We start from the raw sequence: 20,329 nt of genomic DNA, 5'->3' as shown, positions 1-20,329 counted from the left end.
CCTTTCGCACGGTTTCCCTACCCCTCCGACACCACCCGGTTGCGGCCGGAATTCTTGGCGCGGTACAGCGCCTGATCTGCCCGTTCCAGCACGGTGGCGACGGTCAGATCGGTGTCGCGCAATTGGGCGACGCCGACGCTGACGGTCAGGTCGAAGAACTGCCCCTTGGCCGGACGGATCAGCAGTTCCGCCACGGCGGCGCGCAGCCGCTCGGCCAGCACCCGGGCGCCGTCGGGGCCGGTATTGGGCAGCGCCACGGCGAATTCCTCGCCGCCCACCCGACCGAGGATATCGTACTCGCGCAAGGCCAGACGGCAGGCATTGGTGAAGGCCTTCAGCGCCTCGTCCCCGGCGGCGTGGCCCCAGGTATCGTTGATGCGCTTGAAATGGTCGATGTCGAGCGCCAAGAGGGCGAAGGAACGGCCCATGCGCCGGGCATGGTCCAGTTCCAGCCCGGCCAGATGCTCGAAATGGCGACGATTGGCGATGCCGGTCAGCGGATCGCGGCTGGCCAGTTCCTCCAGTTCGGCGGCATGCCGGCTGGTATCGCAGAACGCCCCCAGCGACAGGGCCATGTCCTCGATGCCGCCGTCCTCGGCCAGCACCACCGGCACCCGGTCGATGACCAGACGCAGCAGCGCCTCGGCACTATCTCCGGAAGTGGTCCCCTCCACCGGATAGGCGCCCACCACCAGCCGTCCGTGGCCGGCGGGCAGCACCAGCCGCTGCCAGGTCTGGGGCAAATCGTGGCCGAACAGGGCGGTATAGGAGCGCCACAGGGGACGGGCGGTGCGGCGCACGAAGCCGTACTCGAATTCCAGCATGAAGCGCCGGTCGGCGGGCAGGATATCGGTGGGCAACAGGTCGATCACCTGACCGGTCAGATCGTTGCCGAAGCAGGCGGCGAAGGCCTTGCCGTAATGGGCATAGCGGTTGGCGCCGCCCTCGGCCTCGATGATCAGCAGATGCTCGGCATGGGCGGCGAACCGCCCGGCCGGGTCAGCCTCCGCCATCCCGTCCCGCCGCCATTGGGACAGCAGGTCGGACAGGCGGGAATCCATTACCCGGGCAACCAGATCACGCATGGAGTCTCTTCCTCCCCATGCGTCACTGGTATCACAACATCAGGCTTCGAACCAGTTCCCGGCGTCCTCGGTGAACAGCAATGCCACCGCGGCACCCTGGACCAGCAGTTGGACCCCCAGCAATCCGCCGCAGAGCGGGTCGCCGCGATAGGCCAGCATCAGCGCCAGCATCAGGAAGGGCAGGCCGACACACCACAGGATGGCGCAGGCCCAGCGGGCCCAGTTCCATCCCTGGCGGGTGATGAGGTGGGTGAGGAGCGCCAGGGCGACCATGGTCGCCAGTTGCACGACGATGACGAATCTGGCGTCGCCGCCATTGGCCAGATCCAACTGACCGGCCTGCAGCACCGCCGCCGCCGCGCCGAAGCCCAGCGAGACATGGATCATTGCCTGGAAACTGCGTATCTTGTCCGGCATCGCGTCCCCCAAAGACTGCGCCGCCCATCATGAAGCCCGGACTCTACGCCTCTCCTGCCCGCCGGAACAATCGGGTGGACTCCCGTCCATACCTTCGAAACAGGGGGAGACCGGTGCCTTGACCCGCGTCAACGCCGAGCAGGGCGGACAGGGGCAGTTTGAAATCATGCCCGGCCTGCCCCGAACCCTGTTTCTCGCCACCCGCCCCATGTTCCTGCCTGCCGCCCTGATCCCGGTGCTGGTGGGCACCGCCTGGGGCGTCCACCGCGCCCATGCGCTCGACCCCCTGGCCCTCGGGCTGGCGGCGGCGGGCATGGCCTGCCTGCATGCCGGCGCCAACGTCCTGAACGACGTGGGCGACGAATTGAACGGCGCCGACCGCCTCAACCAGGACCGCATCGCCCCCTTCACCGGCGGCTCGCGTTTCATCCAGGAGGGAAGGCTCGGCCTTCGGGCCATGGCGGTATGGGGCGTGGCCCTGCTGCTTGCCGCCGCCACGCTGGGCGGCATCCTCAGCCTGACCAAGGGCGAATGGGTTCTGATCTTCGGACTGGTGGGCGGCGGGCTGGCCGTGGCCTATTCCCTGCCCCCCCTCAGTCTGGCGTCGCGCGGCCTGGGCGAGGCGGCGGTGGCCCTGGCCTTCGGCCTGCCGGTGGTGGCCTGCTTCTGGCTGCAAAGCGGTGGGATGGGGCTGGAGGCGGTCCTAAGCGCCGCCATCGTCGGCGCCTGGACCGCCGCCATCCTGATCGTCAACGAAGTGCCCGATCTCGGTGCCGACGAACAGGCGGGCAAGCGCACCCTGGTGGTGCGCCTAGGGATCAAGGGGGCTCCCTCGCTCTATCTCTCGGTACAGGCGGTGGCCTCGGCCCTGATGCTGGCGCTGGGCTGGCTGGCCCAACTGCCGCCCTGGGCGGTGGTTCCGCCCCTGCTCGCCATGCTGGCCGCCCTGGCCGCCACCCCGCTGATGGCTGGCGGCCGCTCGGGCCAGCTGGCCGCCATCCGCATCACTCTGGCCATCCACCTGCTGGGCGGGCTGTGCCTGACGGGGGCGGCGTTCCTGGGATAAAGGCGGGGTCTTCGCCCCGCCATCGCCCAATCACACGTTGAACAGGAAGTGGAAGATATCGCCGTCCTGGACGACGTATTCCTTGCCTTCCAGGCGCATCTTGCCGGCTTCCTTGGCGCCCGCCTCGCCGTTGCAGGCGATGAAGTCGTCATAGGCGATGGTCTCGGCACGGATGAAGCCGCGTTCGAAATCGGTATGGATGACACCGGCGGCCTGGGGCGCCTTGCAGCCCTTCTGCAGCGTCCAGGCACGGGCCTCCTTGGGGCCGACGGTGAAGAAGGTGATGAGGTGCAAGAGCTCGTAGCCGGCGCGGATGACGCGGGCCAGACCGGTCTCCTCGAGCCCCAGGGTCTCGAGGAATTCCTTGCGCTCCTCTTCCGACGCCAGTTGGGCCACCTCGGCCTCGATGGCGGCCGAGATCACCACCGAGCTGTTGCCCTCGGCAGCGGCGAACTTGGCGACGGCTTCCGAGAACTTGTTGCCGGTGGCGGCGCTGGCCTCGTCCACGTTGCAGGCATAGACCACCGGCTTGGTGGTCATCAGGCCCAGCGTGCGCAGGATGCGGCGCTCCTCCTCGGTATCGAAGGACACGGTGCGGCCCGGCTTGCCGTCGCGCAGCGCGGTCAGCAGCGGGGTCATGACGTCGATCTGGGCCTTGGCCTCCTTGTCGCCGTTCTTGGCCTTCTTCTCCAAGGGCACGATGCGGCGCTCGAGCGAGTCGAGATCGGCCAGCATCAGCTCGGTCTCGATGGTCTCGGCGTCACGCACCGGATCGACCGAGCCCTCCACATGGGTGATGTCGCCGTCCTCGAAACAGCGCAGCACGTGGACGATGGCGTCCACCTCGCGGATGTTGGCCAGGAACTGGTTGCCCAGGCCCTCGCCCTTGGAGGCGCCGCGCACCAGACCGGCGATGTCGACGAATTCCAACTGGGTGGGGATTTCCTTCTGGCTCTTGCCGATGACCACCAGCCGGTCCAGGCGCGGGTCGGGCACCGCCACGCGGCCCACGTTGGGCTCGATGGTGCAGAAGGGGTAGTTGGCCGCCTGCGCCGCCGCCGTCGAGGTCAGCGCGTTGAACAGGGTGCTCTTGCCCACGTTGGGCAGGCCGACGATACCGCAATTGAAACCCATGAAAGTCCTCGTGGCTGCTAAAGGGCGAGTCGGCTGATGCCGTCGCGGATGAGGGGAACGTTGAAATTGACCAGGAAACCCAGGCGGAGGCCGGAGAGCTTCAAATAGGTGAGGAGCTGCGCCTTGTGGAGTGGAATGATCTTCTCGACCGCCTTGATCTCCACAATGATCTTATCCTCGACCAGAAGGTCGAGCTTCAAGGCGGAATCGATAACGTCGCCGTCATAAGTTACCGGAACCGCCACTTGTCGCCGTACGTCCAGGCCCCGTTTCGCCAGTTCGCGTGTCAGACACTGCTCGTACACGGATTCCAAAAGCCCCGGCCCCAGCGTCCGATGAACCTGAAAGGCCCCGTCGACGACCACCTTCGCCAGGGAGTCGAGATGGTCGGGCGCTTCAATCATCTTGGTGTCCTTGGTGCCTTGGTGGTGGATTCAGCGTCGCCGACATGGCCGGCACCGGTCACTGGCCCTGGCGCTGGTTTACCACCAAGACACCAAGAACACCAAGAGGGCGGAGCCGCCCACCACCGGGCGTCCGGTTGATCAGGACTTGAATTTATTCATGACCGCCTTCAGCGCCTCGGCGAGGCTGCCACCGGACGGCGGGGGGGAAACTTGGGCCGGAGTGGGGGCCGGCGCCGCTTCGGCCGCCGGCTTGGCGGCCTTCGGGGGTTTGGGCGGTGCGGTGAGATGCGCCACCCGGGTCATGAAGCCGGCATCGTCACCCGAGACCAGCATGGGGAACGTATCGGCCACCGCGTCGAGCAGCGGCACCAGCCACGCCTCGTCCACCTTGGCGAAATCGTGCAGCACATAGCCCGACACCAGATTGCGGTCGCCGGGATGGCCTATCCCCAAGCGGACCCGGCGGTACGTCTGGCCCAGATGGGAATCGATGCTCTTCAGCCCGTTATGGCCGCCCGCCCCGCCGCCCCGCTTGACCTTGAGACGGCCGGGCGCGATGTCCAGTTCGTCGTGCAGCACGATGACGTCGTCGACCGGCACCTTGAGAAAGCGCGCCGCCGCCGCCACCGACTGGCCGGATAGGTTCATGTAGGTCTGGGGCTTGAGGACCAGGACCTTCTCGCCCCCGATGGTCCCCTCGGCGATTTCGGCCTGAAACTTGGACCGCCACGGCCCAAAGGAATGGCGGCGGACGATAACGTCCGCCGCCATGAACCCGATATTATGCCGATTCCTGGCGTAGTCGGAGCCGGGATTGCCCAGTCCGACCAGCAGGAGCATTTAGCCGGCAGCCTCGGTCTCGGTGGTCTCGGCACGGGCCACGGTGGGCGCCGCGATAGAGGCCACGGTGGCACCGGAGGCCACGTGGTAAGGCTTGGCACCGGCCGGGAGCTTCAGGTCCGACAGATGGACGGAGCTGCCGATTTCCAGACCGGTCAGGTCGATGACGATCTCGTGCGGGATATCGTTCGGGCTGCAGGTGATTTCGATTTCGTGCAGCTCGACGTTCAGCACGCCGCCCTTCTTGATGCCCGGCGACTTGAGCTCGTTGGCGAAGTGGACCGGCACCTTGACGTGGATGGCGTGGTCGGCCGAGACGCGCATGAAGTCCACATGGATCGGCTGATCGGTCACCGGATGCATCTGGACGTCACGGGCCAGGCACAGGTGCTTGCCGTCCTTGCCGAGATCGACGTTGAACAGCTGGGTGAAAAAACCGGTCTTGCTGATCTGGGCCCAAACGACGCGGGGGTCCATCTGAATGCAGATGGCGGCCTTCTTGTCACCATAGATGACACCGGGAACCTTACCGGCACGACGAGTGGCACGGGCGGCCCCCTTTCCGCTTCCGTCGCGCAGCTCGGCGGCGATGGCGATTGCTTCGGACATTCAACTCTCCTGACAAACGTATATGAGCGCGGCCTCCAGGGGTGCCACGCGGAAGCGGGTCGTTTACACCGGTTGCGCCCGGTTGGCAAGGGTAAGTAGACTCCTTTCGTTCCGCTGAATAAGGTCATCCCATGTCGCCAGCCGTTCCCTTTGCACATCATCAGGTCCCGCGATGACGGGCACGGCACGCGACGTCCTGGCGTTGCGCGGCTTCCGGCTGTTCCTGCTGGCGCGGCTGCTGTCGTCCCTGGCCCAGCAGATCGCCACGGTGGCGGTGGGCTGGCTGGTCTACGACATCTCGGGCGATCCGCTGCAACTGGGGCTGGTCGGGCTGGCTCAGTTCGTCCCCGCCCTGATCCTGACCCTGCCCGGCGGCCATCTGGCCGACCGCGCCGACCGCCGGCTGATCCTGATGGGGGCCACCGGCCTGACCACCCTGGCCATGGGCGGGCTGCTGCTGCTGACCCTATCGGGCAATCCCGGCCTGCACGCCATCTTCGCGGTGATGGCGGTGATGGGCGCCGTACGGGCCTTCTGGGCGCCGGCCGGCCAGTCCATGACCGCCATGCTGGTCGACCGCCACCTGCTCAGCCGCGCCGTGGCGCTCAACTCGACGGTCTGGCAGGTGAGCGTGATCGCCGGCCCGGCCCTGGGCGGCCTGCTCTACGCCCTCGGCCCGGCGGTGGTGTTCGGCACCTCGGCGGTACTGCTGGCCGCCGCCTGCGCCGCCGTCTTCCTGTTGCGCCCCATGCCGCCCACCGGCGGCAGTGACCGGGGCCATATCCTGGACGGCATCCGCTTCGTCAGAAGCCGGCCCGAGATTCTGGGCTCCATCTCGCTGGATCTGTTCGCCGTGCTGCTGGGCGGCGCCACCGCCCTGTTGCCCATCTATGCCCGCGACATCCTGATGACCGGGCCGCTGGGCCTGGGTCTGCTGCGCAGCGCCCCGGCGGTGGGAGCCGCCCTGTCCGCCGCCCTGCTGGCCCACCGTCCGCCCGAGCGCCATGCCGGCCACAAGCTGCTGGCCGCCGTGGCGGTGTTCGGCCTGGGCACCGTGGTATTCGGCCTGTCCACCAGCTTCCCTTTGTCGCTGGCCGCGCTGGCGGTGCTGGGCGCCGCCGACATGGTCAGCGTGGTACTGCGCCAGACCCTGGTGCAGATCAGCACCCCCGACGACATGCGTGGCCGGGTCAGCGCCGTCAACCTGGTGTTCATCACCGCCTCCAACGAGCTGGGCGAGTTCGAATCCGGCGTGGCCGCCGCCTTGCTGGGCACCGTCCCGGCGGTGGTGGCGGGTGGCGTGGGCTGTCTGGTGGTGGCGGGTCTGTGGGCGTGGCGCTTTCCGGCGTTGCGCAATTTCGAACTGCCCCGGAGTGGCCCATGATCCCCTTCCCCGATCCCCGTCTTGCCGCCCAGATCGCCTTCATCGTCGAGATCGACAAGCTGAAGACCGTGCTGCGCCAGACCCTGCTGGTGGATTCGTCGCGGCGCGAGAACGATGCCGAGCATTCCTGGCACATCGCCACCATGGCCTTCCTGCTGGCCGAATACGCCGACCGGCCGGTGGATATCGGCCGGGTGGCCCGCATGCTGCTGATCCACGACATCGTCGAAATCGACGCCGGCGACACCTTCATCCACGACGAGGCCGGACACGAGGACAAGGAGGAGCGCGAAAAGAAGGCGGCGGCCCGCCTGTTCGGCCTGCTGCCCGCCGACCAGGCCGGCGAGTACGCCGCCCTGTGGCAGGAATACGAGGCGCGGGAGACGGCCGACGCCCGCTTCGCCGACGCCCTGGACCGCCTGCAGCCGCTTTTACACAATTTCGAGACCGGGGGCGCCACCTGGAAGCCACACGGCGTCACCCGGGCCAAGGTGGACAAGCTGACACCCCGTATCGAGGCCGGCTCGAAACGCCTGGGCGCCTATGCCCGCGCCCTGGTGGACGAGGCGGTGCGGCGGGGCTATCTGGCGCCCTAGGCCTTGCGCGCCACCATGAACAGGCGGCGGAAGGGGAACAGGGTCTTGCCGTCGGAACGCGGCGGATAGGCCGCCTGGATGCGCTTGGCGTATTCAGCCAGGAAGCCCAGCGCCCATGCCCCCTCGACGGCATCCATCAGCGGGCGCAGCGCCGTGCCCTTGGTCCAGGTGACCACCGGGTTGTCGCCCTCCAGCACGTGCAGGTACTCGGTCTCCCAGATATCGATCTGGGAGGAGTGCCGGGCCAGCATATCGTAATAGAAGGAGGGCTCGCCCACCGGGAAGCGGGCCGCCAGGGGGGAGAGTACCTCGGACCATGGCCCGGCGGCGGCGGCCTCGGCCATGATGGTGTGGGAGGCGGCATAGTGGTTGTGGGGCATCTGCACCGCCAGCACGCCGCCCGGAGCGACGCGCTCCATCAGCCGGGGAAACAGAATCTGGTGGTCACCCAGCCAGTGCAGCGCCGCATTGGAGAACAGGATGTCCACCTCGCCGCCGTTTTCCGCCCAGGTGCCGGCGTCGCCCTGAAGATAGCGCACCGGGCCGCCATGATCGCGGGCGGTCACCAGCATCTCGGGCGAGGAATCGATGCCGACCACGTCGGCGTCGGGCCACCGCTCCTTGAGGATGCGGGTGACGTTGCCGGTGCCGCAGCCCAAATCCACCACCCGCCGGCAATCGGCCGGCTCGACACGGGCCATCAGGTCGAGGGCCGGACGCAGCCGCGGCTGGGCGAAGGCGGAATAGATGGCGGGGTCCCAGGCCATGGCGGCTCCTCTTGGAAATCGCCCCAGTGTAGCCGGTCGGAACGGGTTCTGAAAGCCGTGCACTCCGCGCATTGACTCTTAGGTTCGCCCGGCTTATACACGTCCGCTCATTTTCAAGTCCGTTCAGTTTGGAGTACCTCCCGTGAAGCGTACCTATCAGCCGAGCAAGCTCGTCCGCGCCCGCCGCCACGGCTTCCGCGCTCGTATGGCCACCGTCGGTGGCCGCAAGGTCATCGCCAACCGCCGCCGCCAGGGTCGCAAGAAGCTGTCCGCTTAAGTTCCCATGGCCGCGCGGCTTGATCGGCTTAAGAAAAGGGCCGATTTCCTGCGTGTCGCGGCCCTGAGGCGAAAGTGGGCGGCGCCGGGTCTGATTCTTCAGGCCGCGCCCGCTCCCGGAACGGAATTGCAAGCCGACTCGCTGAGGGTCGGCTTCACCGTTTCCAAGAAGGTAGGCAATTCGGTATGCCGCAACCGGGCCAGACGCCGGCTCAAGGAAGCGGTGGCCGCGATTTTTCCGGCCCACGCCAGCGCGGGCGTCGATTACGTGGTGATCGGACGCAAGGAGACGCTGGAGCGGCCATATTCTCTTCTCTTGCAGGATTTGCTGGCGGCGTTAAAACGTGTCGGCGCGCTGCAAAGGACGCATGCTGCCGAGGCGCCCGATACCGCCTCACCACAGAACTGACAGGCTTCAGTTCTGTGGTGAGGCGGCAAGGGCAAGGCCCGTCGCGACTTATGCCGCGAAAGCCAAGCGAAGCGCCCGGCGTTTGAGGGCAATACGGCGTACCGGTTCACCGGTGCGCCGGTAACGACCAGGAGAGGCATGAACCCCATCGGCCCCAGGAATCTCGCCAGCCTGCTGATGCGCGGCCTGATCCGCCTGTACCAGCTGCTGCTGAGCCCGGTGCTGCCGGCCAGCTGTCGGTTCACGCCGTCGTGCTCCGCCTATGCCATGCAAGCCATCGAGGAGCACGGCCCGGTGGGCGGCTCCTGGCTCGGCGTCAAGCGTATCTGCCGCTGCCACCCCTGGAACGATGGGGGCTACGACCCCGTTCCCCCTGCCAATATACCGACCACGGCGGACACCTCCGTCCGTCGCGACTGCCGGAATAGGATGACATGAACGACCAGCGCAATCTCTTCGTCGCCATCGCCATTTCGGTCGCCATCCTGATCGGCTGGCAGTACTTCTTCCCGAGCAAGCCGGCCGAGCCCGTTGCCCAGCACCAGACCGCCGACGGCAAGCCGGCGACTCCGGCCACCGCGCCGACGCCCGCGACGGCGTCCAGCCCGGCCCAGGTGCCCGGCACCCCCGCCGCCGCCGCGGCCCAGACCGGAGCGTCCCGCAACGACGCCCTGGGCAAGAGCCGCCGCATCGCCATCAAGACGCCCTCCATGCACGGCTCCATCGCGCTGACCGGAGCCCGCATCGACGACATCACCCTGGTCAAGTACCGCGAGACCCCGGCCGCCGATTCGGCCGAGATCGACCTGCTGTCGCCGGCCGAATCGCCCGAGCCCTACTGGGCCGAGTTCGGCTGGGTCGCCACCGACGCCGGCGTCAAGGTCCCCGGTCCCGATTCCGTGTGGCAGGCCCAGGGCGACGGCCCGCTGACCCCGGCGGCTCCCCTGGTGCTGACCTGGGACAACGGCGAGGGCCTGCGCTTCGTCCGCACCTACACCGTGGACGAGAACTACATGTTCGGCGTCGCCCAGCGGGTGGAGAACTACGGCACCAAGGCCGCGAGCCTGCATCCCTACGCCCTGCTGGCCCGTACCGGCACCCCGCATGTGGCCGGCATGTACATCCTTCACGAAGGCCCGCTCGGCGTGTTCGACGGCACCTTGAAGGAAATAAAGTACGACGACCTCAAGAAGGAAGGCTCGGCCCGGCACAAGACCACCGGCGGCTGGGCGGGCATCACCGACAAGTACTGGCTGACCGCCCTGGTGCCGCCGGCCAAGACCGAGATCACCGGCCGCTTCGTGCATCAGCGCTTAGGCAACGCCGACCGCTATCAGGTGGACTATCTGGCCCCCGCCCGCATGGTCGAGCCGGGCAAGTCCGACGAAGCCGGCTTCCACCTGTTCACCGGCGCCAAGCAGGTCAGCCTGCTGGACGGCTATGCCGACAAGCTGGGTATCGACCGCTTCGATCTGGCCATCGATTTCGGCTGGTTCTACTTCCTGACCAAGCCGTTCTTCTACCTGCTGCAGATGCTGCACAGCGCGCTGGGCAACATGGGCCTCGCCATCCTGGCGCTGACCGTGGTCCTCAAGCTCGCCATGTTCCCGCTGGCCAACAAGTCCTATGTGGCCATGGGCAAGATGAAGAAGCTGCAGCCCCGCGTGCAGGAACTGCAGGCCCGCTACGCCGACGACAAGATGCGCCTGCAGCAGGAAATGATGGCGCTGTACAAGACCGAGAAGGTCAATCCGGTCTCGGGCTGCCTGCCCATCATGGTGCAGATTCCGGTGTTCTTCGCGCTGTACAAGGTGCTGTTCGTCACCATCGAGATGCGGCACGCGCCGTTCTACGGCTGGATCAGCGACCTGTCGGCCCAGGACCCCACCAACATCTTCACCCTGCTGGGCCTGATCCCCTGGACCCCGCCCCACTTCATGCACCTGGGCGTCTGGCCGCTGATCATGGGCGTCACCATGTTCCTGCAGCAGAAGCTCAACCCGCAGCCCACCGACCCGGTGCAGGCCAAGATGATGCAATTCCTGCCCATCATCTTCACCTTCCTGCTGGCCAATTTCGCCTCGGGTCTGGTGATCTACTGGGCGTGGAGCAACTCGCTGTCCATCTTGCAGCAGTGGGTGATCATGAAGCGCGCCGAGGAGAAATAGCCCTGAGCGAGTCCTCCAACAGCGGCGATGACGAGAAGGCCAGCCTCCTTGAGGCTGGCCGCTTGCTGTTCGCGCGCGAATGCATCTTCATGCAGGGCGCATCCGGCCTGGACCACCTGCCGGCCGCCACCCTGACCGAGGTGGCCTTCGCCGGGCGCTCCAACGTGGGCAAGTCCAGCCTGATCAACGCGCTGACCGGGCGCAACACCCTGGCGCGCACCTCGAACACACCGGGCCGCACCCAGGAGCTGAACTTCTTCAATCTGGGCGGCAGGCTGGTGCTGGTGGACATGCCGGGTTACGGCTTCGCCCAGGCCCCCAAGGGGGTGGTGGAAAAGTGGACCCGGCTGGTCAACGGCTTCCTCAAGGGCCGCTCGGTGCTGCGCCGGACCATCGTCCTGGTGGATTCCCGCCACGGGCTCAAGGACAGCGACCGCGACATGATGAAGATGCTGGACAAGGCCGCCGTGGTCTACCAGGTGGTGCTGACCAAGGCCGACAAGCTGAAGGCGTCCGAGCTCGACGCCGTCCAGGCCCGCACGCTGGAGGAAATCAAGTCCCGCGTCGCCGCCCATCCCACCCTGATCGTCACCAGTTCGGAAAAAGGGACCGGTATCCCCGAGCTGCGCGCCGAGCTGGCCTCTCTCGCCTGAGGAACGTCCGACATGAGCACCGACAACACCGCCGACATCATGCATGACCGCAAGGCCTGGCTGGACCGCGCCAAGACCCTGTCCGAGGCGCTGCCCTTCATGCGCCAGTTCAGCGACGAGACGCTGGTCATCAAGTTCGGCGGCCACGCCATGGAATCCGATGACCTGGCCCGGCTGTTCGCCCGCGACGTGGTGCTCCTGAAGCAGGTGGGCATCAACCCGGTGGTGGTGCACGGCGGCGGGCCGCAGATCGACGCCATGCTGAAGCGCCTCGACATCACCACGCCCCGCGTCGACGGCCTGCGCTTCACCGACGAGGCCACCGTCGAGGTGGTGGAGATGATCCTGGCCGGCAAGATCAACAAGCAGATCGTCTCGGCCATCAACGAGGCCGGCGGCTTCGCCGTGGGCCTGTCGGGCAAGGACGGCCACCTGATCCGCGCCCGCAAGCTGCGCCGCACCGTCAAGGACCCGGATTCCAACATCGAGCGGGTGCTGGACCTGGGCTTCGTCGGCGAGCCGGCCGAGATCACCCCGCACGTGCTGGAGGTCTTCCGCGAATCCGACGTGATTCCGGTGGTCGCCCCGGTGGGCATGGGCCCGGCCGGCGAGACCTACAACATCAACGCCGACACCGCCGCCGGCGCCATCGCCGCCGCCACCAATTCCCGGCGCCTGCTGATGCTGACCGACGTGGCCGGCGTGCTGGACAAGTCCTGCAACCTGATCCCCGAGATGACCGCCGCCCAGGCCAAGGCCTACATCGCCGACGGCACCATCTCGGGCGGCATGATCCCCAAGGTGGAAACGTGCCTGGATGCCGTGGAAAAGGGCGTCGACGCCGCCGTCATCCTGGACGGCCGCGTCCCCCACGCGGTGCTGCTGGAGCTGTTCACCCCCCACGGCGTGGGAACGCTGATCAAGGCGGGCTGAGGCCCGCCTACCCACTTCCCAGCAACACGAATTTCAAGACGAAGGCCCCGGCCAGCAGCCAGACCGTCGGGCTGACCTGATGCGCCTTGCCGCCCAGCAGCTTGACCGCCGCATAGGTGATGAAGCCGAAACTGATGCCGTGGGCGATGGAGAAGGTGAAGGGCATGGCCAGGGCCGTCACCACGGCCGGTACCGCCTCGGTCACGTCGTCCCAGGCGATTTCGGCCAGGGAGCGGGCCATCAGGCAGGCGACGAACAGCAGGGCCGGCGCGGTGGCGTAGGCGGGAATGGCGGCGGCCAGGGGCGCCAGGAACAGCGCCGCCACGAAGCACAGCCCGGTGACCACCGCCGTCAGCCCGGTCCGCCCGCCGGCATTGATGCCGGATGCGCTCTCGATATAGCTGGTGGTGGTCGAGGTCCCCAGCGCCCCACCGGCCATAGCGGCCAGGGAATCGGCGATCAGGGCGCGGCCCAGGCGCGGCAGCCTGCCCCGCTCATCCAGCATGCCGGCCCGGTGGGCCAGACCGATCAGCGTGCCGGCATTGTCGAACAGGTCGACGAACAGCAGGGCGAAGACGATGGTCACCAGCCCCAGGTTCAGGGCGCCGGCCACGTCCATCTTGAGGAAGGTGGGGGCGATGGACGGCGGCCAGGCGGCGATGCCGCCGAACGGGGTGATGCAGAGCAGCATACCGGCCGCCGCGGTTCCCAGGATGGCGATCAGGATCGCGCCCGGCACCCGCCGGGCCTCCAGCCCGACCATCGCCACGAAGCCGGCCGCCGCCAGCAGCGGTTCGGGCCGGTTGAGGTGGCCCAGCGTGATCAGGGTGGCCTTGTGGCCCTCGATCAGCCCGGCGTTCTCGAAACTGATCAGGCCGAGGAACAGGCCGATGCCGGCCGAGATGGACAGCTTCAGCGATTGCGGCACGGCGTTGATGATGGCTTCGCGCACCCTGGTCACCGCCAGGACCAGGAACAGCACCCCCGAGACGAACACCGCCCCCAGCGCCACCGGCCACGGCACGCCCATGCCGATCACCACCCCATAGGTGAAATAGGCGTTGAGCCCCATGCCCGGCGCCAGGGCGATGGGATAATTGGCCAGCAGGCCCATGGCGGCGCTGCCCACCGCCGCCGCCAGACAGGTGGCGACGAACACCGCGCCCTTGTCCATGCCCGCCTGGGCCAGCATGGCCGGATTGACGAAGATGATATAGGCCATGGTCAGGAAGGTGGTGACCCCGGCCAGCACCTCCGTCCGCAGGTTGGTTCGGTGCCCGGATAAGTGAAACAGGCGCTCGAGCATCGTTGTTCTCTCTCAATGCCAAGGAATCGACACCACCCTTGACCCTCATCATGGATAGGCTCGGGCATAAAGATGTATTTATCCCCCGCTTTAGCGAGGCCGCCAACAGGAGGATTCATGCCCCGTCGTTTCATCCATCGCCACCAGTCGCGCCAGTGCCTGCCGTCCTGGACCAAGGCCGGATTAGGCGTCGTCCTGGCGCTCAGTACGGTGGCGATGCTGGATCAGGTGGGCGGGGCACCCATGCTGGCGGCACCCCTGGGGGCTTCGGCGGTGCTGGTGTTCGGCATGCCGGATTCGCCCCTGTCGCAGCCGTCCAGCGTGATCGGCAGCCACATGGTCGCCACCTTCATCGGGTTGCTGTTCGACCATTTCCTGCCGGGCGGCTGGATCAGCATGGTCCTGTCGGTGGCGGTGGTGATGGTGGTGCTGGCCGGGTTGCGCCTAACCCACCCGCCGGCGGGTGCCGACCCGCTGGTGGTGATGATGACGCATCCCGGCTGGGGCTTTCTGTTCCTGCCGGTCCTGGCCGGAGCCGTCACCCTGGTGGCGGTGGCGGTGCTGATTCACCGCCTGCCGCCCCGGGCAACCTATCCGCTGCCCATCCGGGACCCGGCGGGCGGCGGCTGAGGCTTATATTTCCGGACTTTGCTCTGATCGGTCATCCCGAGAACCGTCGGGAGTGAGATCCCTCGCTTCTGCTCGGGATGACACGGATGACTTGGTTCAACGGCCCGACGGGCCTATTCCTCGGCGCCGCCGCGGTCGGACAGAGCCTTGGCCAGATCATAAATCCGGCGACGCACGTCGGGATCGATGATGCTGTAGTAATTACGCACCAATTCCAGAGTCTCGCGACGCAGGCGGGGGTCGGCCTCGGCGGCCGGCGGTTCCTCCTTGGGGGGTTCGCGTACCATCTGCACCGGCGACAGGCCCTTCACCTCGTCGGGCATGTCGTCAAAGAAGTATGAAATTGGTACTTCGAGCGAGCGGGACAAATCGAACAGTCGCGAGCAACTGACTCGATTGGCACCACGTTCGTATTTCTGTACCTGTTGGAAGGTAAGCCCAATCATCTCGCCAAGCTTTTCCTGGCTGAGCCCGAGTAACGTCCGGCGCAAGCGCATGCGTGAACCGACATGGACATCGATCGGATTGGGCGCCCCGGCCGGTGTACGGCCCCGATTTGCCTTTCTGCGCGGCATGTTTCCCTCTGACCCATGAAGCGCCCAATACTTGCTCTAGTAATTTTACAAACGCAAGAGGGAAAGATCGCCCGAAATAATGGAAAAACCAACAAGTTAGCCCAAGGCACACAAACCCGGATTCAAAGCATATGTATTTGACAACCGTTTGGAGGTAACTCTGCTGCACCGTTCTTGAGCAGAGCCCCCTTCGCCCCCCCTTGGGGTCATGATTTCGATTGATACGATTACTGCATGCCTAAAGGTTGGGTCTGTCGGGATATTTGCTTTGGGTCGCTGGAATTCAATCGAGCTGGAAAACCTGAGCCTTGAGATAGGCGCTTTCCGGCAGCCAGGGATGGACCGGATGATCGGGGGCGGCACCGGCACTCCTGAGGATGCGGCCCGAGCGGCCGGCCAGATGCAGGCCGTGGCCGATTTCCTCGGCGAAGGTCTCGACCGGCATGTGGTGGGAGCACGACGCGCACAGCAGGAAGCCGCCCGGCTCCACCAGGGCGGCGGCCAGACGGGCCATCTTGCGGTAGCCCTTGGCCCCGGCGCCCAGGTCCTTGCGCGACTTGACGAAGGCCGGCGGGTCGGCCACCACCACGCCGAAGCGCTCGCCGGCCAGGGCCAGACGCTCCATCTCGGCGAAGGCCTCGGCCCGTACCGTGCGCACCTCGACGCCGTTCAGCCGCGCCGCCTGATCCGCCAGGGCCAGGGAATGCTCGGAGCGGTCCACGGCGACGGTTTCCACCGCGCCGGCCATGGCCGCCTGCACCGCGAAGCCGCCGGCATAGGTATAGACGTCCAGCACGCGGCGACCCTTGGCCAGCCGGGCGACGAAGGCCCGGTTGTCGCGCTGGTCGAAGAACCAGCCGGTCTTCTGGCCGCCGGTGAGGTCGGCGACGAAGCAGCAGCCGTTCTCCACCAATTCCACCGGCCCGTCCAGCGAACCGAAGGCCACCTCGTGATGCTGCTCGAGGCCTTCCAGCTTGCGCACCGGGCTGTCGTTGACCAGCACCACGGCGCGCGGGTCGAGAACGACCTTCAAGGCCTCGAGCAGAACCGGCAGCAGGCGCTCCATGCCGGCGGTATTGGTCTGCACCGCCAGCACGTCACCATAACGGTCGACGATCAGGCCGGGCAGCCGGTCGGCCTCGGAATGGATCAGCCGGTAATGGGCGGTGGGAAACAGCGTGTCGCGCAAGGCCAGGGCCGCGCGCAGCCGCTCGGCCAGGAAGTCGGCGTCCACCGTGTCGGCGGCACGGCGCGACAGCACGCGGGCGGCGATCAGGGAATGGGGGTTGAAGGTGGCGACGCCCAGGCGCTCGTCGCCGGCATCCATCAGGGTGACCAGGGAACCCGGCGGCAGCGCCTTGGCGTCGGCGCCCATCTCGATCTCGTTGGAAAATACCCAGGGGTGACCGGCCCGCAGGCGCTTGGAGCGCCCCTTGGCCAGGCGGATCACGGGGCGGGCGGCGGGGACGTCTTCATGAATCTGTGTCATGGCCGGCACTCTACACTTGCCTAAATATCTGCGCCAAGTGCCTGTGATGCCTGAAAATCGTCATACTTTGATATATATCAATGGCGGCCACCCCGTCCGTCGGCATAGTGCCCACACTTGAAGCAAAGAACCACCCGGCCGCCATCGGCCCCGGGGGCATGGTGTCGCCATGGAACCGGCCGGATGCTTCAGGTGGACCCTTTTCCGGTCGAAACAGGAGTTCGGCATGAGCATCAACACCGAAGCCACGCCCTATTGCGAAGACGTGATCAAGAAGTTCACGCTCGCCGCGATTTTCTGGGGCGTCGTGGGCTTCCTGGCGGGCGACTTCATCGCCCTGCAGTTGGCCTTTCCCGTTCTGAACCTCGATCTCGAGTGGACTTCGTTCGGGCGCCTGCGTCCCGTTCACACCTCCGCGGTGATCTTCGCGTTCGGCGGCAACGTTCTTTTCTCCACTTCGCTGTACATCGTGCAGCGTACCAGCCGTGCCAGCCTGTTCGGCGGTTCGGGTCTCGGCGGCTTCATCTTCTGGAACTTCCAGGCGCTGATCGTCGTCGCCGCGCTGTCCTATGTCCTGGGCTTCAGCCAGGGCCAGGAATACGCGGAGCCGGAATGGTGGATCGATCTGTGGCTCACCGTCATCTGGGTGGCCTACCTGATCGCCTTCGCCGGCACCATCATGAAGCGCAAGGAACCCCACATCTATGTGGCCAACTGGTTCTTCTTCGCCATGATCCTGACCATCGCGATGCTCCACCTGGGCAACAACATCGCGATTCCCGCCGCCATCTTCGGCGGTAGCTGGATGAAGAGCTACAACGTGTTCGGCGGCGTGCAGAACGCCATGACCCAGTGGTGGTACGGCCACAACGCGGTGGGCTTCTTCCTGACCGCCGGCTTCCTCGGCATCATGTACTACTTCGTGCCGAAGCGGGCCGAGCGTCCGGTGTACTCCTACCGTCTGTCGATCGTGCACTTCTGGGCGCTGATCTTCCTGTACATCTGGGCCGGTCCGCACCACCTGCACTACACCGCCCTGCCCGATTGGGCGCAGACCCTGGGCATGACCTTCTCGGTGATGCTGTGGATGCCGTCGTGGGGCGGCATGATCAACGGCCTGATGACGCTGTCGGGTGCCTGGGACAAGCTCCGGACCGATCCGGTCATGCGCTTCCTGGTCTCGTCGGTGGCGTTCTACGGCATGTCGACCTTCGAAGGTCCGATGATGTCGATCAAGGCGGTGAACTCGCTGTCGCACTACACCGACTGGGGTATCGGCCACGTGCACTCCGGTGCGCTGGGCTGGGTGGCCTTCGTGTCCTTCGGCGCTCTGTACTACCTTGTTCCCAAGCTGTGGGGCCGCAAGGAGATGTATTCGCTGAAGCTGGTCGGCGTCCATTTCTGGGTCGCTACCGTGGGTATCGTCTTCTACATCACTGCCATGTGGATTTCGGGCATCATGCAGGGCCTCATGTGGCGCGCGTATGACAGCCTTGGTTTCCTGCAGTACTCGTTCATCGAGACTGTCGAGGCCATGCGTCCGTACTACATGATCCGTGCTCTGGGCGGCTTCCTCTTCGTCTGCGGTTCGCTGGTGATGGTCTACAACGTCATCAAGACCATCAAGGGCGACGTCGCCGACGAGGCTTTGGCCTCCGCCACCAACGCGGCGCGCTGAGGAGACCCGACCCATGTTCAAGCATCACGCAAAGCTCGAAACCAACATCTTCTTCCTGGCCGTCGGCATCCTTCTCACGATCGTCGTCGGTGGTCTGGTCGAAGTCGTTCCGCTGTTCTCGATCGAATCGACGATCGAGAAGGTGGATGGCGTCCGTCCCTATTCTCCGCTGGAGCAGAAGGGCCGTGACATCTACATCCGCGAAGGCTGCTACAACTGCCACAGCCAGATGATCCGTCCGTTCAAGGACGAGGTCGAACGCTATGGCCACTACAGCCTCGCGGCCGAGTCCAAGTACGATCACCCCTTCCAGTGGGGCTCGAAGCGTACTGGTCCCGACCTGGCCCGCGTGGGTGGCAAGTACACCGACGATTGGCAGGTCCGCCACCTCGTCAACCCGCGTGACGTGGTCCCCGGATCGATCATGCCGGGCTACAAGCACCTCCTGCGTCCCCTGGACTACTCCGACGTCGCGGCGAACATGAAGGCGCTGCGGGTTGTCGGCGTGCCCTATACGGACGCGCAGATCGCCAATGCCGCCAAGGACCTGGAAGAGCAGGTGTTCGGTGATCCGGCCGCCAAGCCGGCCATCGCCGCCAGCTATCCCAAGGCCCATATCGGCTCGGCGTCCGGCAAGGACAAGGTCACCGAAATGGATGCCCTGGTCGCCTATCTGCAGGTGCTGGGAACCATGGTCGATTTCTCGACCGTGAAGCCCGAGGCAATCCGCCGCTAGAGGAGTACGGAGTTTGTTCGTCGCATTCGTCGACAATGTACTCCGGCCCTTCTGGGTCTTGTGGGTGATCATGATCTTCACCGGGGTCGTTTTCTATGCCTACCGGCCGAAAAACAAGAAGCGGCTGGAAGAGTACGGAAACATCCCGCTGAGGGACGACAATGAGGAGCGCTAACAATGGCGACCATTGAAAAGGACTCGGTGTCCGGTCAGAACACTACCGGTCACGAGTGGGACGGCATCAAGGAGCTGAATACTCCTCTGCCGAAGTGGTGGGTCTACGTCTTCTGGGCCACCGTCCTGTGGGCCATCGGCTACTGGGTCGCGTACCCGGCGTGGCCGCTGGTCAACGGCTACACCAAGGGCACGTTCGGCTATTCGTCCCGCGGTGAGCTGGAGAACGAGCTGGCCGCCCAGAAGAAGGCCCGTTCGGCCTGGCTGTCCAAGATCGAGGCGTCCGACGTGGCCGCCATCGAGAAGGACAAGGACCTGCTGCGCTATGCCATGGCCGGCGGCAAGATCGCGTTCAACGAGAACTGCGGTGCCTGCCACGGCGTGGGCGGCGTCGGCGCCTTCGGCTATCCCAGCCTGGCCGACGACGAATGGCTGTGGGGCGGCACGCTGGCCGACATCGAGCAGACCATCAAGTTCGGTGTCCGCAACACCAACGCCAACTCGCGCGCCAGCGAGATGCCGAAGTTCGGTGCCGACGGCCTGCTCAAGCCCGAGCAGATCACCGCGGTGGCCGACTACGTCCTCTCCCTGGCCTCCAAGGCTCCGGCCAAGGGTTCGGCGGGCGAGACCGTCTATGCCGAGAACTGCGCCGCCTGCCATGCCGAAGACGGCACGGGCAACAAGGACCTCGGCGCTCCTGCCCTGAACAACCAGATCTGGCTGTACAAGGGTACCAAGGACGCCATCGTGGCCCAGGTGACCAAGCCCAAGCACGGCTCCATGCCGGCCTGGTCCGAGCGCCTGGACGCGAGCACCGTCAAGATGCTGGCCGTCTACGTCCACAACCTGGGCGGCGGCAAGTAAGAGTGTAATGGGGGGACCCGGTGGGGTGCGTTCCCGGCGACGGGAGCGCACCCCATCGGCATATCTGGCCCCGGTCCGGCACCCCCTTGGCGGTGCGGGGCGGGGGCGACAAAACAAGCATTCTTGATTCTTT

The 20,329-nt window shown here is 66.1% G+C and carries 24 protein-coding genes; 14 read left to right on the top strand and 10 right to left on the bottom strand.

Annotation, left to right across the window (positions count from 1 at the left end; all coding sequences use genetic code 11):
- Positions 1 to 17 precede the first annotated feature (17 nt).
- On the bottom strand, positions 18 to 1,085 hold the full coding sequence (locus tag CP958_RS22810) for a GGDEF domain-containing protein (protein ID WP_096704489.1): 1,068 nt from the start codon (positions 1,083 to 1,085) through the stop codon (positions 18 to 20).
- A 39-nt stretch (positions 1,086 to 1,124) separates the two neighbouring features.
- On the bottom strand, positions 1,125 to 1,502 hold the full coding sequence (locus tag CP958_RS22805) for a hypothetical protein (RefSeq protein WP_096704488.1): 378 nt from the start codon (positions 1,500 to 1,502) through the stop codon (positions 1,125 to 1,127).
- Between the two features lie 118 nt (positions 1,503 to 1,620).
- Between CP958_RS22805 and CP958_RS22800 the strand changes: the two genes are divergently transcribed.
- Entirely contained in the window at positions 1,621 to 2,568 is a 948-nt protein-coding gene (locus tag CP958_RS22800) for a prenyltransferase (RefSeq protein ID WP_096704487.1), read from the top strand.
- Between the two features lie 30 nt (positions 2,569 to 2,598).
- Here the strand turns inward: CP958_RS22800 and ychF are convergent, their stop codons facing one another.
- The 4 genes from ychF to CP958_RS22780 form a co-directional block, all read right to left on the bottom strand.
- Positions 2,599 to 3,702 (bottom strand): redox-regulated ATPase YchF, encoded by a 1,104-nt coding sequence (gene ychF, locus CP958_RS22795; RefSeq protein ID WP_096704486.1) that lies wholly within the window; start codon positions 3,700 to 3,702, stop codon positions 2,599 to 2,601.
- Positions 3,703 to 3,719: 17 nt separating this feature from the next.
- Positions 3,720 to 4,106, bottom strand: coding sequence for a GxxExxY protein (locus CP958_RS22790; protein WP_096704485.1), 387 nt, complete (start codon positions 4,104 to 4,106; stop codon positions 3,720 to 3,722).
- Between the two features lie 141 nt (positions 4,107 to 4,247).
- Positions 4,248 to 4,949, bottom strand: a complete 702-nt coding sequence (gene pth / locus CP958_RS22785) for an aminoacyl-tRNA hydrolase (RefSeq protein ID WP_096704484.1) — start codon at positions 4,947 to 4,949, stop codon at positions 4,248 to 4,250.
- Positions 4,950 to 5,558: a 50S ribosomal protein L25/general stress protein Ctc gene (locus tag CP958_RS22780; protein ID WP_096704483.1), complete on the bottom strand. Its 609-nt coding sequence runs from the start codon at positions 5,556 to 5,558 to the stop codon at positions 4,950 to 4,952.
- Positions 5,559 to 5,730: 172 nt separating this feature from the next.
- Here CP958_RS22780 and CP958_RS22775 point away from each other — a divergent pair, with 172 nt between their 5' ends.
- The gene (locus CP958_RS22775; RefSeq protein ID WP_096704482.1) at positions 5,731 to 6,942 is read left to right on the top strand and encodes an MFS transporter; all 1,212 of its coding nucleotides are present in this window, start codon (positions 5,731 to 5,733) and stop codon (positions 6,940 to 6,942) included.
- Entirely contained in the window at positions 6,939 to 7,538 is a 600-nt protein-coding gene (locus CP958_RS22770) for an HD domain-containing protein (protein WP_096704481.1), read from the top strand. The genes CP958_RS22775 and CP958_RS22770 overlap by 4 nt, the downstream gene beginning before the upstream one ends.
- Here CP958_RS22770 and CP958_RS22765 read toward each other — a convergent pair.
- Positions 7,535 to 8,305 (bottom strand): methyltransferase domain-containing protein, encoded by a 771-nt coding sequence (locus tag CP958_RS22765; RefSeq protein ID WP_096704480.1) that lies wholly within the window; start codon positions 8,303 to 8,305, stop codon positions 7,535 to 7,537. The genes CP958_RS22770 and CP958_RS22765 overlap by 4 nt on opposite strands.
- A gap of 142 nt (positions 8,306 to 8,447) precedes the next feature.
- Between CP958_RS22765 and rpmH the strand changes: the two genes are divergently transcribed.
- From rpmH to argB, 6 genes are all read left to right on the top strand, one after another.
- Positions 8,448 to 8,582 carry a 50S ribosomal protein L34 gene (gene rpmH, locus CP958_RS22760; RefSeq protein WP_008619694.1) on the top strand — a complete coding sequence of 45 codons (135 nt, stop codon included), beginning with the start codon at positions 8,448 to 8,450 and terminating at the stop codon, positions 8,580 to 8,582.
- Positions 8,583 to 8,588: 6 nt separating this feature from the next.
- On the top strand, positions 8,589 to 8,990 hold the full coding sequence (rnpA, locus tag CP958_RS22755) for a ribonuclease P protein component (RefSeq protein ID WP_096704479.1): 402 nt from the start codon (positions 8,589 to 8,591) through the stop codon (positions 8,988 to 8,990).
- Between the two features lie 138 nt (positions 8,991 to 9,128).
- Positions 9,129 to 9,428 carry a membrane protein insertion efficiency factor YidD gene (yidD, locus tag CP958_RS22750; protein WP_141400617.1) on the top strand — a complete coding sequence of 100 codons (300 nt, stop codon included), beginning with the start codon at positions 9,129 to 9,131 and terminating at the stop codon, positions 9,426 to 9,428.
- On the top strand, positions 9,425 to 11,158 hold the full coding sequence (gene yidC / locus CP958_RS22745; RefSeq protein WP_096704478.1) for a membrane protein insertase YidC: 1,734 nt from the start codon (positions 9,425 to 9,427) through the stop codon (positions 11,156 to 11,158). Before yidD ends, yidC begins: the two co-directional genes overlap by 4 nt.
- A 62-nt stretch (positions 11,159 to 11,220) precedes the next feature.
- Positions 11,221 to 11,811 (top strand): ribosome biogenesis GTP-binding protein YihA/YsxC, encoded by a 591-nt coding sequence (gene yihA / locus CP958_RS22740; RefSeq protein WP_242443085.1) that lies wholly within the window; start codon positions 11,221 to 11,223, stop codon positions 11,809 to 11,811.
- Positions 11,812 to 11,823: 12 nt separating this feature from the next.
- The gene (argB, locus tag CP958_RS22735; RefSeq protein WP_096704477.1) at positions 11,824 to 12,744 is read left to right on the top strand and encodes an acetylglutamate kinase; all 921 of its coding nucleotides are present in this window, start codon (positions 11,824 to 11,826) and stop codon (positions 12,742 to 12,744) included.
- A gap of 7 nt (positions 12,745 to 12,751) precedes the next feature.
- Here the strand turns inward: argB and CP958_RS22730 are convergent, their stop codons facing one another.
- Positions 12,752 to 14,050, bottom strand: a complete 1,299-nt coding sequence (locus tag CP958_RS22730) for an NCS2 family permease (protein WP_096704476.1) — start codon at positions 14,048 to 14,050, stop codon at positions 12,752 to 12,754.
- Positions 14,051 to 14,167: 117 nt separating this feature from the next.
- Between CP958_RS22730 and CP958_RS22725 the strand changes: the two genes are divergently transcribed.
- Entirely contained in the window at positions 14,168 to 14,680 is a 513-nt protein-coding gene (locus CP958_RS22725; RefSeq protein WP_096704475.1) for an HPP family protein, read from the top strand.
- Between the two features lie 113 nt (positions 14,681 to 14,793).
- On the opposite strand, the gene CP958_RS22720 is transcribed toward CP958_RS22725, so the two are convergent.
- Both CP958_RS22720 and CP958_RS22715 read right to left on the bottom strand, forming a co-directional pair.
- A complete protein-coding gene (locus CP958_RS22720) occupies positions 14,794 to 15,255 on the bottom strand; it encodes a helix-turn-helix transcriptional regulator (RefSeq protein ID WP_096704474.1) in 462 nt (153 codons plus the stop codon).
- 283 nt (positions 15,256 to 15,538) lie between these two features.
- Positions 15,539 to 16,744 (bottom strand): class I SAM-dependent rRNA methyltransferase, encoded by a 1,206-nt coding sequence (locus tag CP958_RS22715; RefSeq protein WP_096705003.1) that lies wholly within the window; start codon positions 16,742 to 16,744, stop codon positions 15,539 to 15,541.
- A 226-nt stretch (positions 16,745 to 16,970) separates the two neighbouring features.
- Here CP958_RS22715 and ccoN point away from each other — a divergent pair, with 226 nt between their 5' ends.
- The 4 genes from ccoN to ccoP are packed head-to-tail and all read left to right on the top strand — an operon-like array spanning position 16,971 to position 20,196.
- On the top strand, positions 16,971 to 18,422 hold the full coding sequence (gene ccoN, locus CP958_RS22710; RefSeq protein WP_096704473.1) for a cytochrome-c oxidase, cbb3-type subunit I: 1,452 nt from the start codon (positions 16,971 to 16,973) through the stop codon (positions 18,420 to 18,422).
- Between the two features lie 13 nt (positions 18,423 to 18,435).
- A complete protein-coding gene (ccoO, locus tag CP958_RS22705) occupies positions 18,436 to 19,158 on the top strand; it encodes a cytochrome-c oxidase, cbb3-type subunit II (RefSeq protein WP_096704472.1) in 723 nt (240 codons plus the stop codon).
- Positions 19,159 to 19,171: 13 nt separating this feature from the next.
- Complete coding sequence (locus CP958_RS22700; protein WP_096704471.1) at positions 19,172 to 19,333, top strand: cbb3-type cytochrome c oxidase subunit 3; 162 nt, start codon at positions 19,172 to 19,174, stop codon at positions 19,331 to 19,333.
- Positions 19,334 to 19,335: 2 nt separating this feature from the next.
- Positions 19,336 to 20,196 carry a cytochrome-c oxidase, cbb3-type subunit III gene (gene ccoP, locus CP958_RS22695; protein WP_096704470.1) on the top strand — a complete coding sequence of 287 codons (861 nt, stop codon included), beginning with the start codon at positions 19,336 to 19,338 and terminating at the stop codon, positions 20,194 to 20,196.
- Positions 20,197 to 20,329 lie beyond the last annotated feature (133 nt).

Origin of the sequence: Magnetospirillum sp. 15-1 (assembly GCF_900184795.1) — a bacterium.
Taxonomy (GTDB): domain Bacteria; phylum Pseudomonadota; class Alphaproteobacteria; order Rhodospirillales; family Magnetospirillaceae; genus Phaeospirillum.
The sequence above is the reverse complement of the archived record's forward strand: the minus strand, read 5'-3'. Positions and strand labels throughout refer to the sequence as shown.

Coding starts and splice junctions, on each gene's coding strand:
- CP958_RS22810 (WP_096704489.1), bottom strand. CDS start 1,085: ATGCGTGATCTGGTTGCCCGGGTAATGGATTCCCGCCTGTCCGACCTG.
- CP958_RS22805 (WP_096704488.1), bottom strand. CDS start 1,502: ATGCCGGACAAGATACGCAGTTTCCAGGCAATGATCCATGTCTCGCTG.
- ychF (WP_096704486.1), bottom strand. CDS start 3,702: ATGGGTTTCAATTGCGGTATCGTCGGCCTGCCCAACGTGGGCAAGAGC.
- CP958_RS22790 (WP_096704485.1), bottom strand. CDS start 4,106: ATGATTGAAGCGCCCGACCATCTCGACTCCCTGGCGAAGGTGGTCGTC.
- pth (WP_096704484.1), bottom strand. CDS start 4,949: ATGCTCCTGCTGGTCGGACTGGGCAATCCCGGCTCCGACTACGCCAGG.
- CP958_RS22780 (WP_096704483.1), bottom strand. CDS start 5,558: ATGTCCGAAGCAATCGCCATCGCCGCCGAGCTGCGCGACGGAAGCGGA.
- CP958_RS22775 (WP_096704482.1), top strand. CDS start 5,731: ATGACGGGCACGGCACGCGACGTCCTGGCGTTGCGCGGCTTCCGGCTG.
- CP958_RS22770 (WP_096704481.1), top strand. CDS start 6,939: ATGATCCCCTTCCCCGATCCCCGTCTTGCCGCCCAGATCGCCTTCATC.
- CP958_RS22765 (WP_096704480.1), bottom strand. CDS start 8,305: ATGGCCTGGGACCCCGCCATCTATTCCGCCTTCGCCCAGCCGCGGCTG.
- rnpA (WP_096704479.1), top strand. CDS start 8,589: ATGGCCGCGCGGCTTGATCGGCTTAAGAAAAGGGCCGATTTCCTGCGT.
- yidD (WP_141400617.1), top strand. CDS start 9,129: ATGAACCCCATCGGCCCCAGGAATCTCGCCAGCCTGCTGATGCGCGGC.
- yidC (WP_096704478.1), top strand. CDS start 9,425: ATGAACGACCAGCGCAATCTCTTCGTCGCCATCGCCATTTCGGTCGCC.
- argB (WP_096704477.1), top strand. CDS start 11,824: ATGAGCACCGACAACACCGCCGACATCATGCATGACCGCAAGGCCTGG.
- CP958_RS22730 (WP_096704476.1), bottom strand. CDS start 14,050: ATGCTCGAGCGCCTGTTTCACTTATCCGGGCACCGAACCAACCTGCGG.
- CP958_RS22725 (WP_096704475.1), top strand. CDS start 14,168: ATGCCCCGTCGTTTCATCCATCGCCACCAGTCGCGCCAGTGCCTGCCG.
- CP958_RS22720 (WP_096704474.1), bottom strand. CDS start 15,255: ATGCCGCGCAGAAAGGCAAATCGGGGCCGTACACCGGCCGGGGCGCCC.
- CP958_RS22715 (WP_096705003.1), bottom strand. CDS start 16,744: ATGACACAGATTCATGAAGACGTCCCCGCCGCCCGCCCCGTGATCCGC.
- ccoN (WP_096704473.1), top strand. CDS start 16,971: ATGAGCATCAACACCGAAGCCACGCCCTATTGCGAAGACGTGATCAAG.
- ccoO (WP_096704472.1), top strand. CDS start 18,436: ATGTTCAAGCATCACGCAAAGCTCGAAACCAACATCTTCTTCCTGGCC.
- ccoP (WP_096704470.1), top strand. CDS start 19,336: ATGGCGACCATTGAAAAGGACTCGGTGTCCGGTCAGAACACTACCGGT.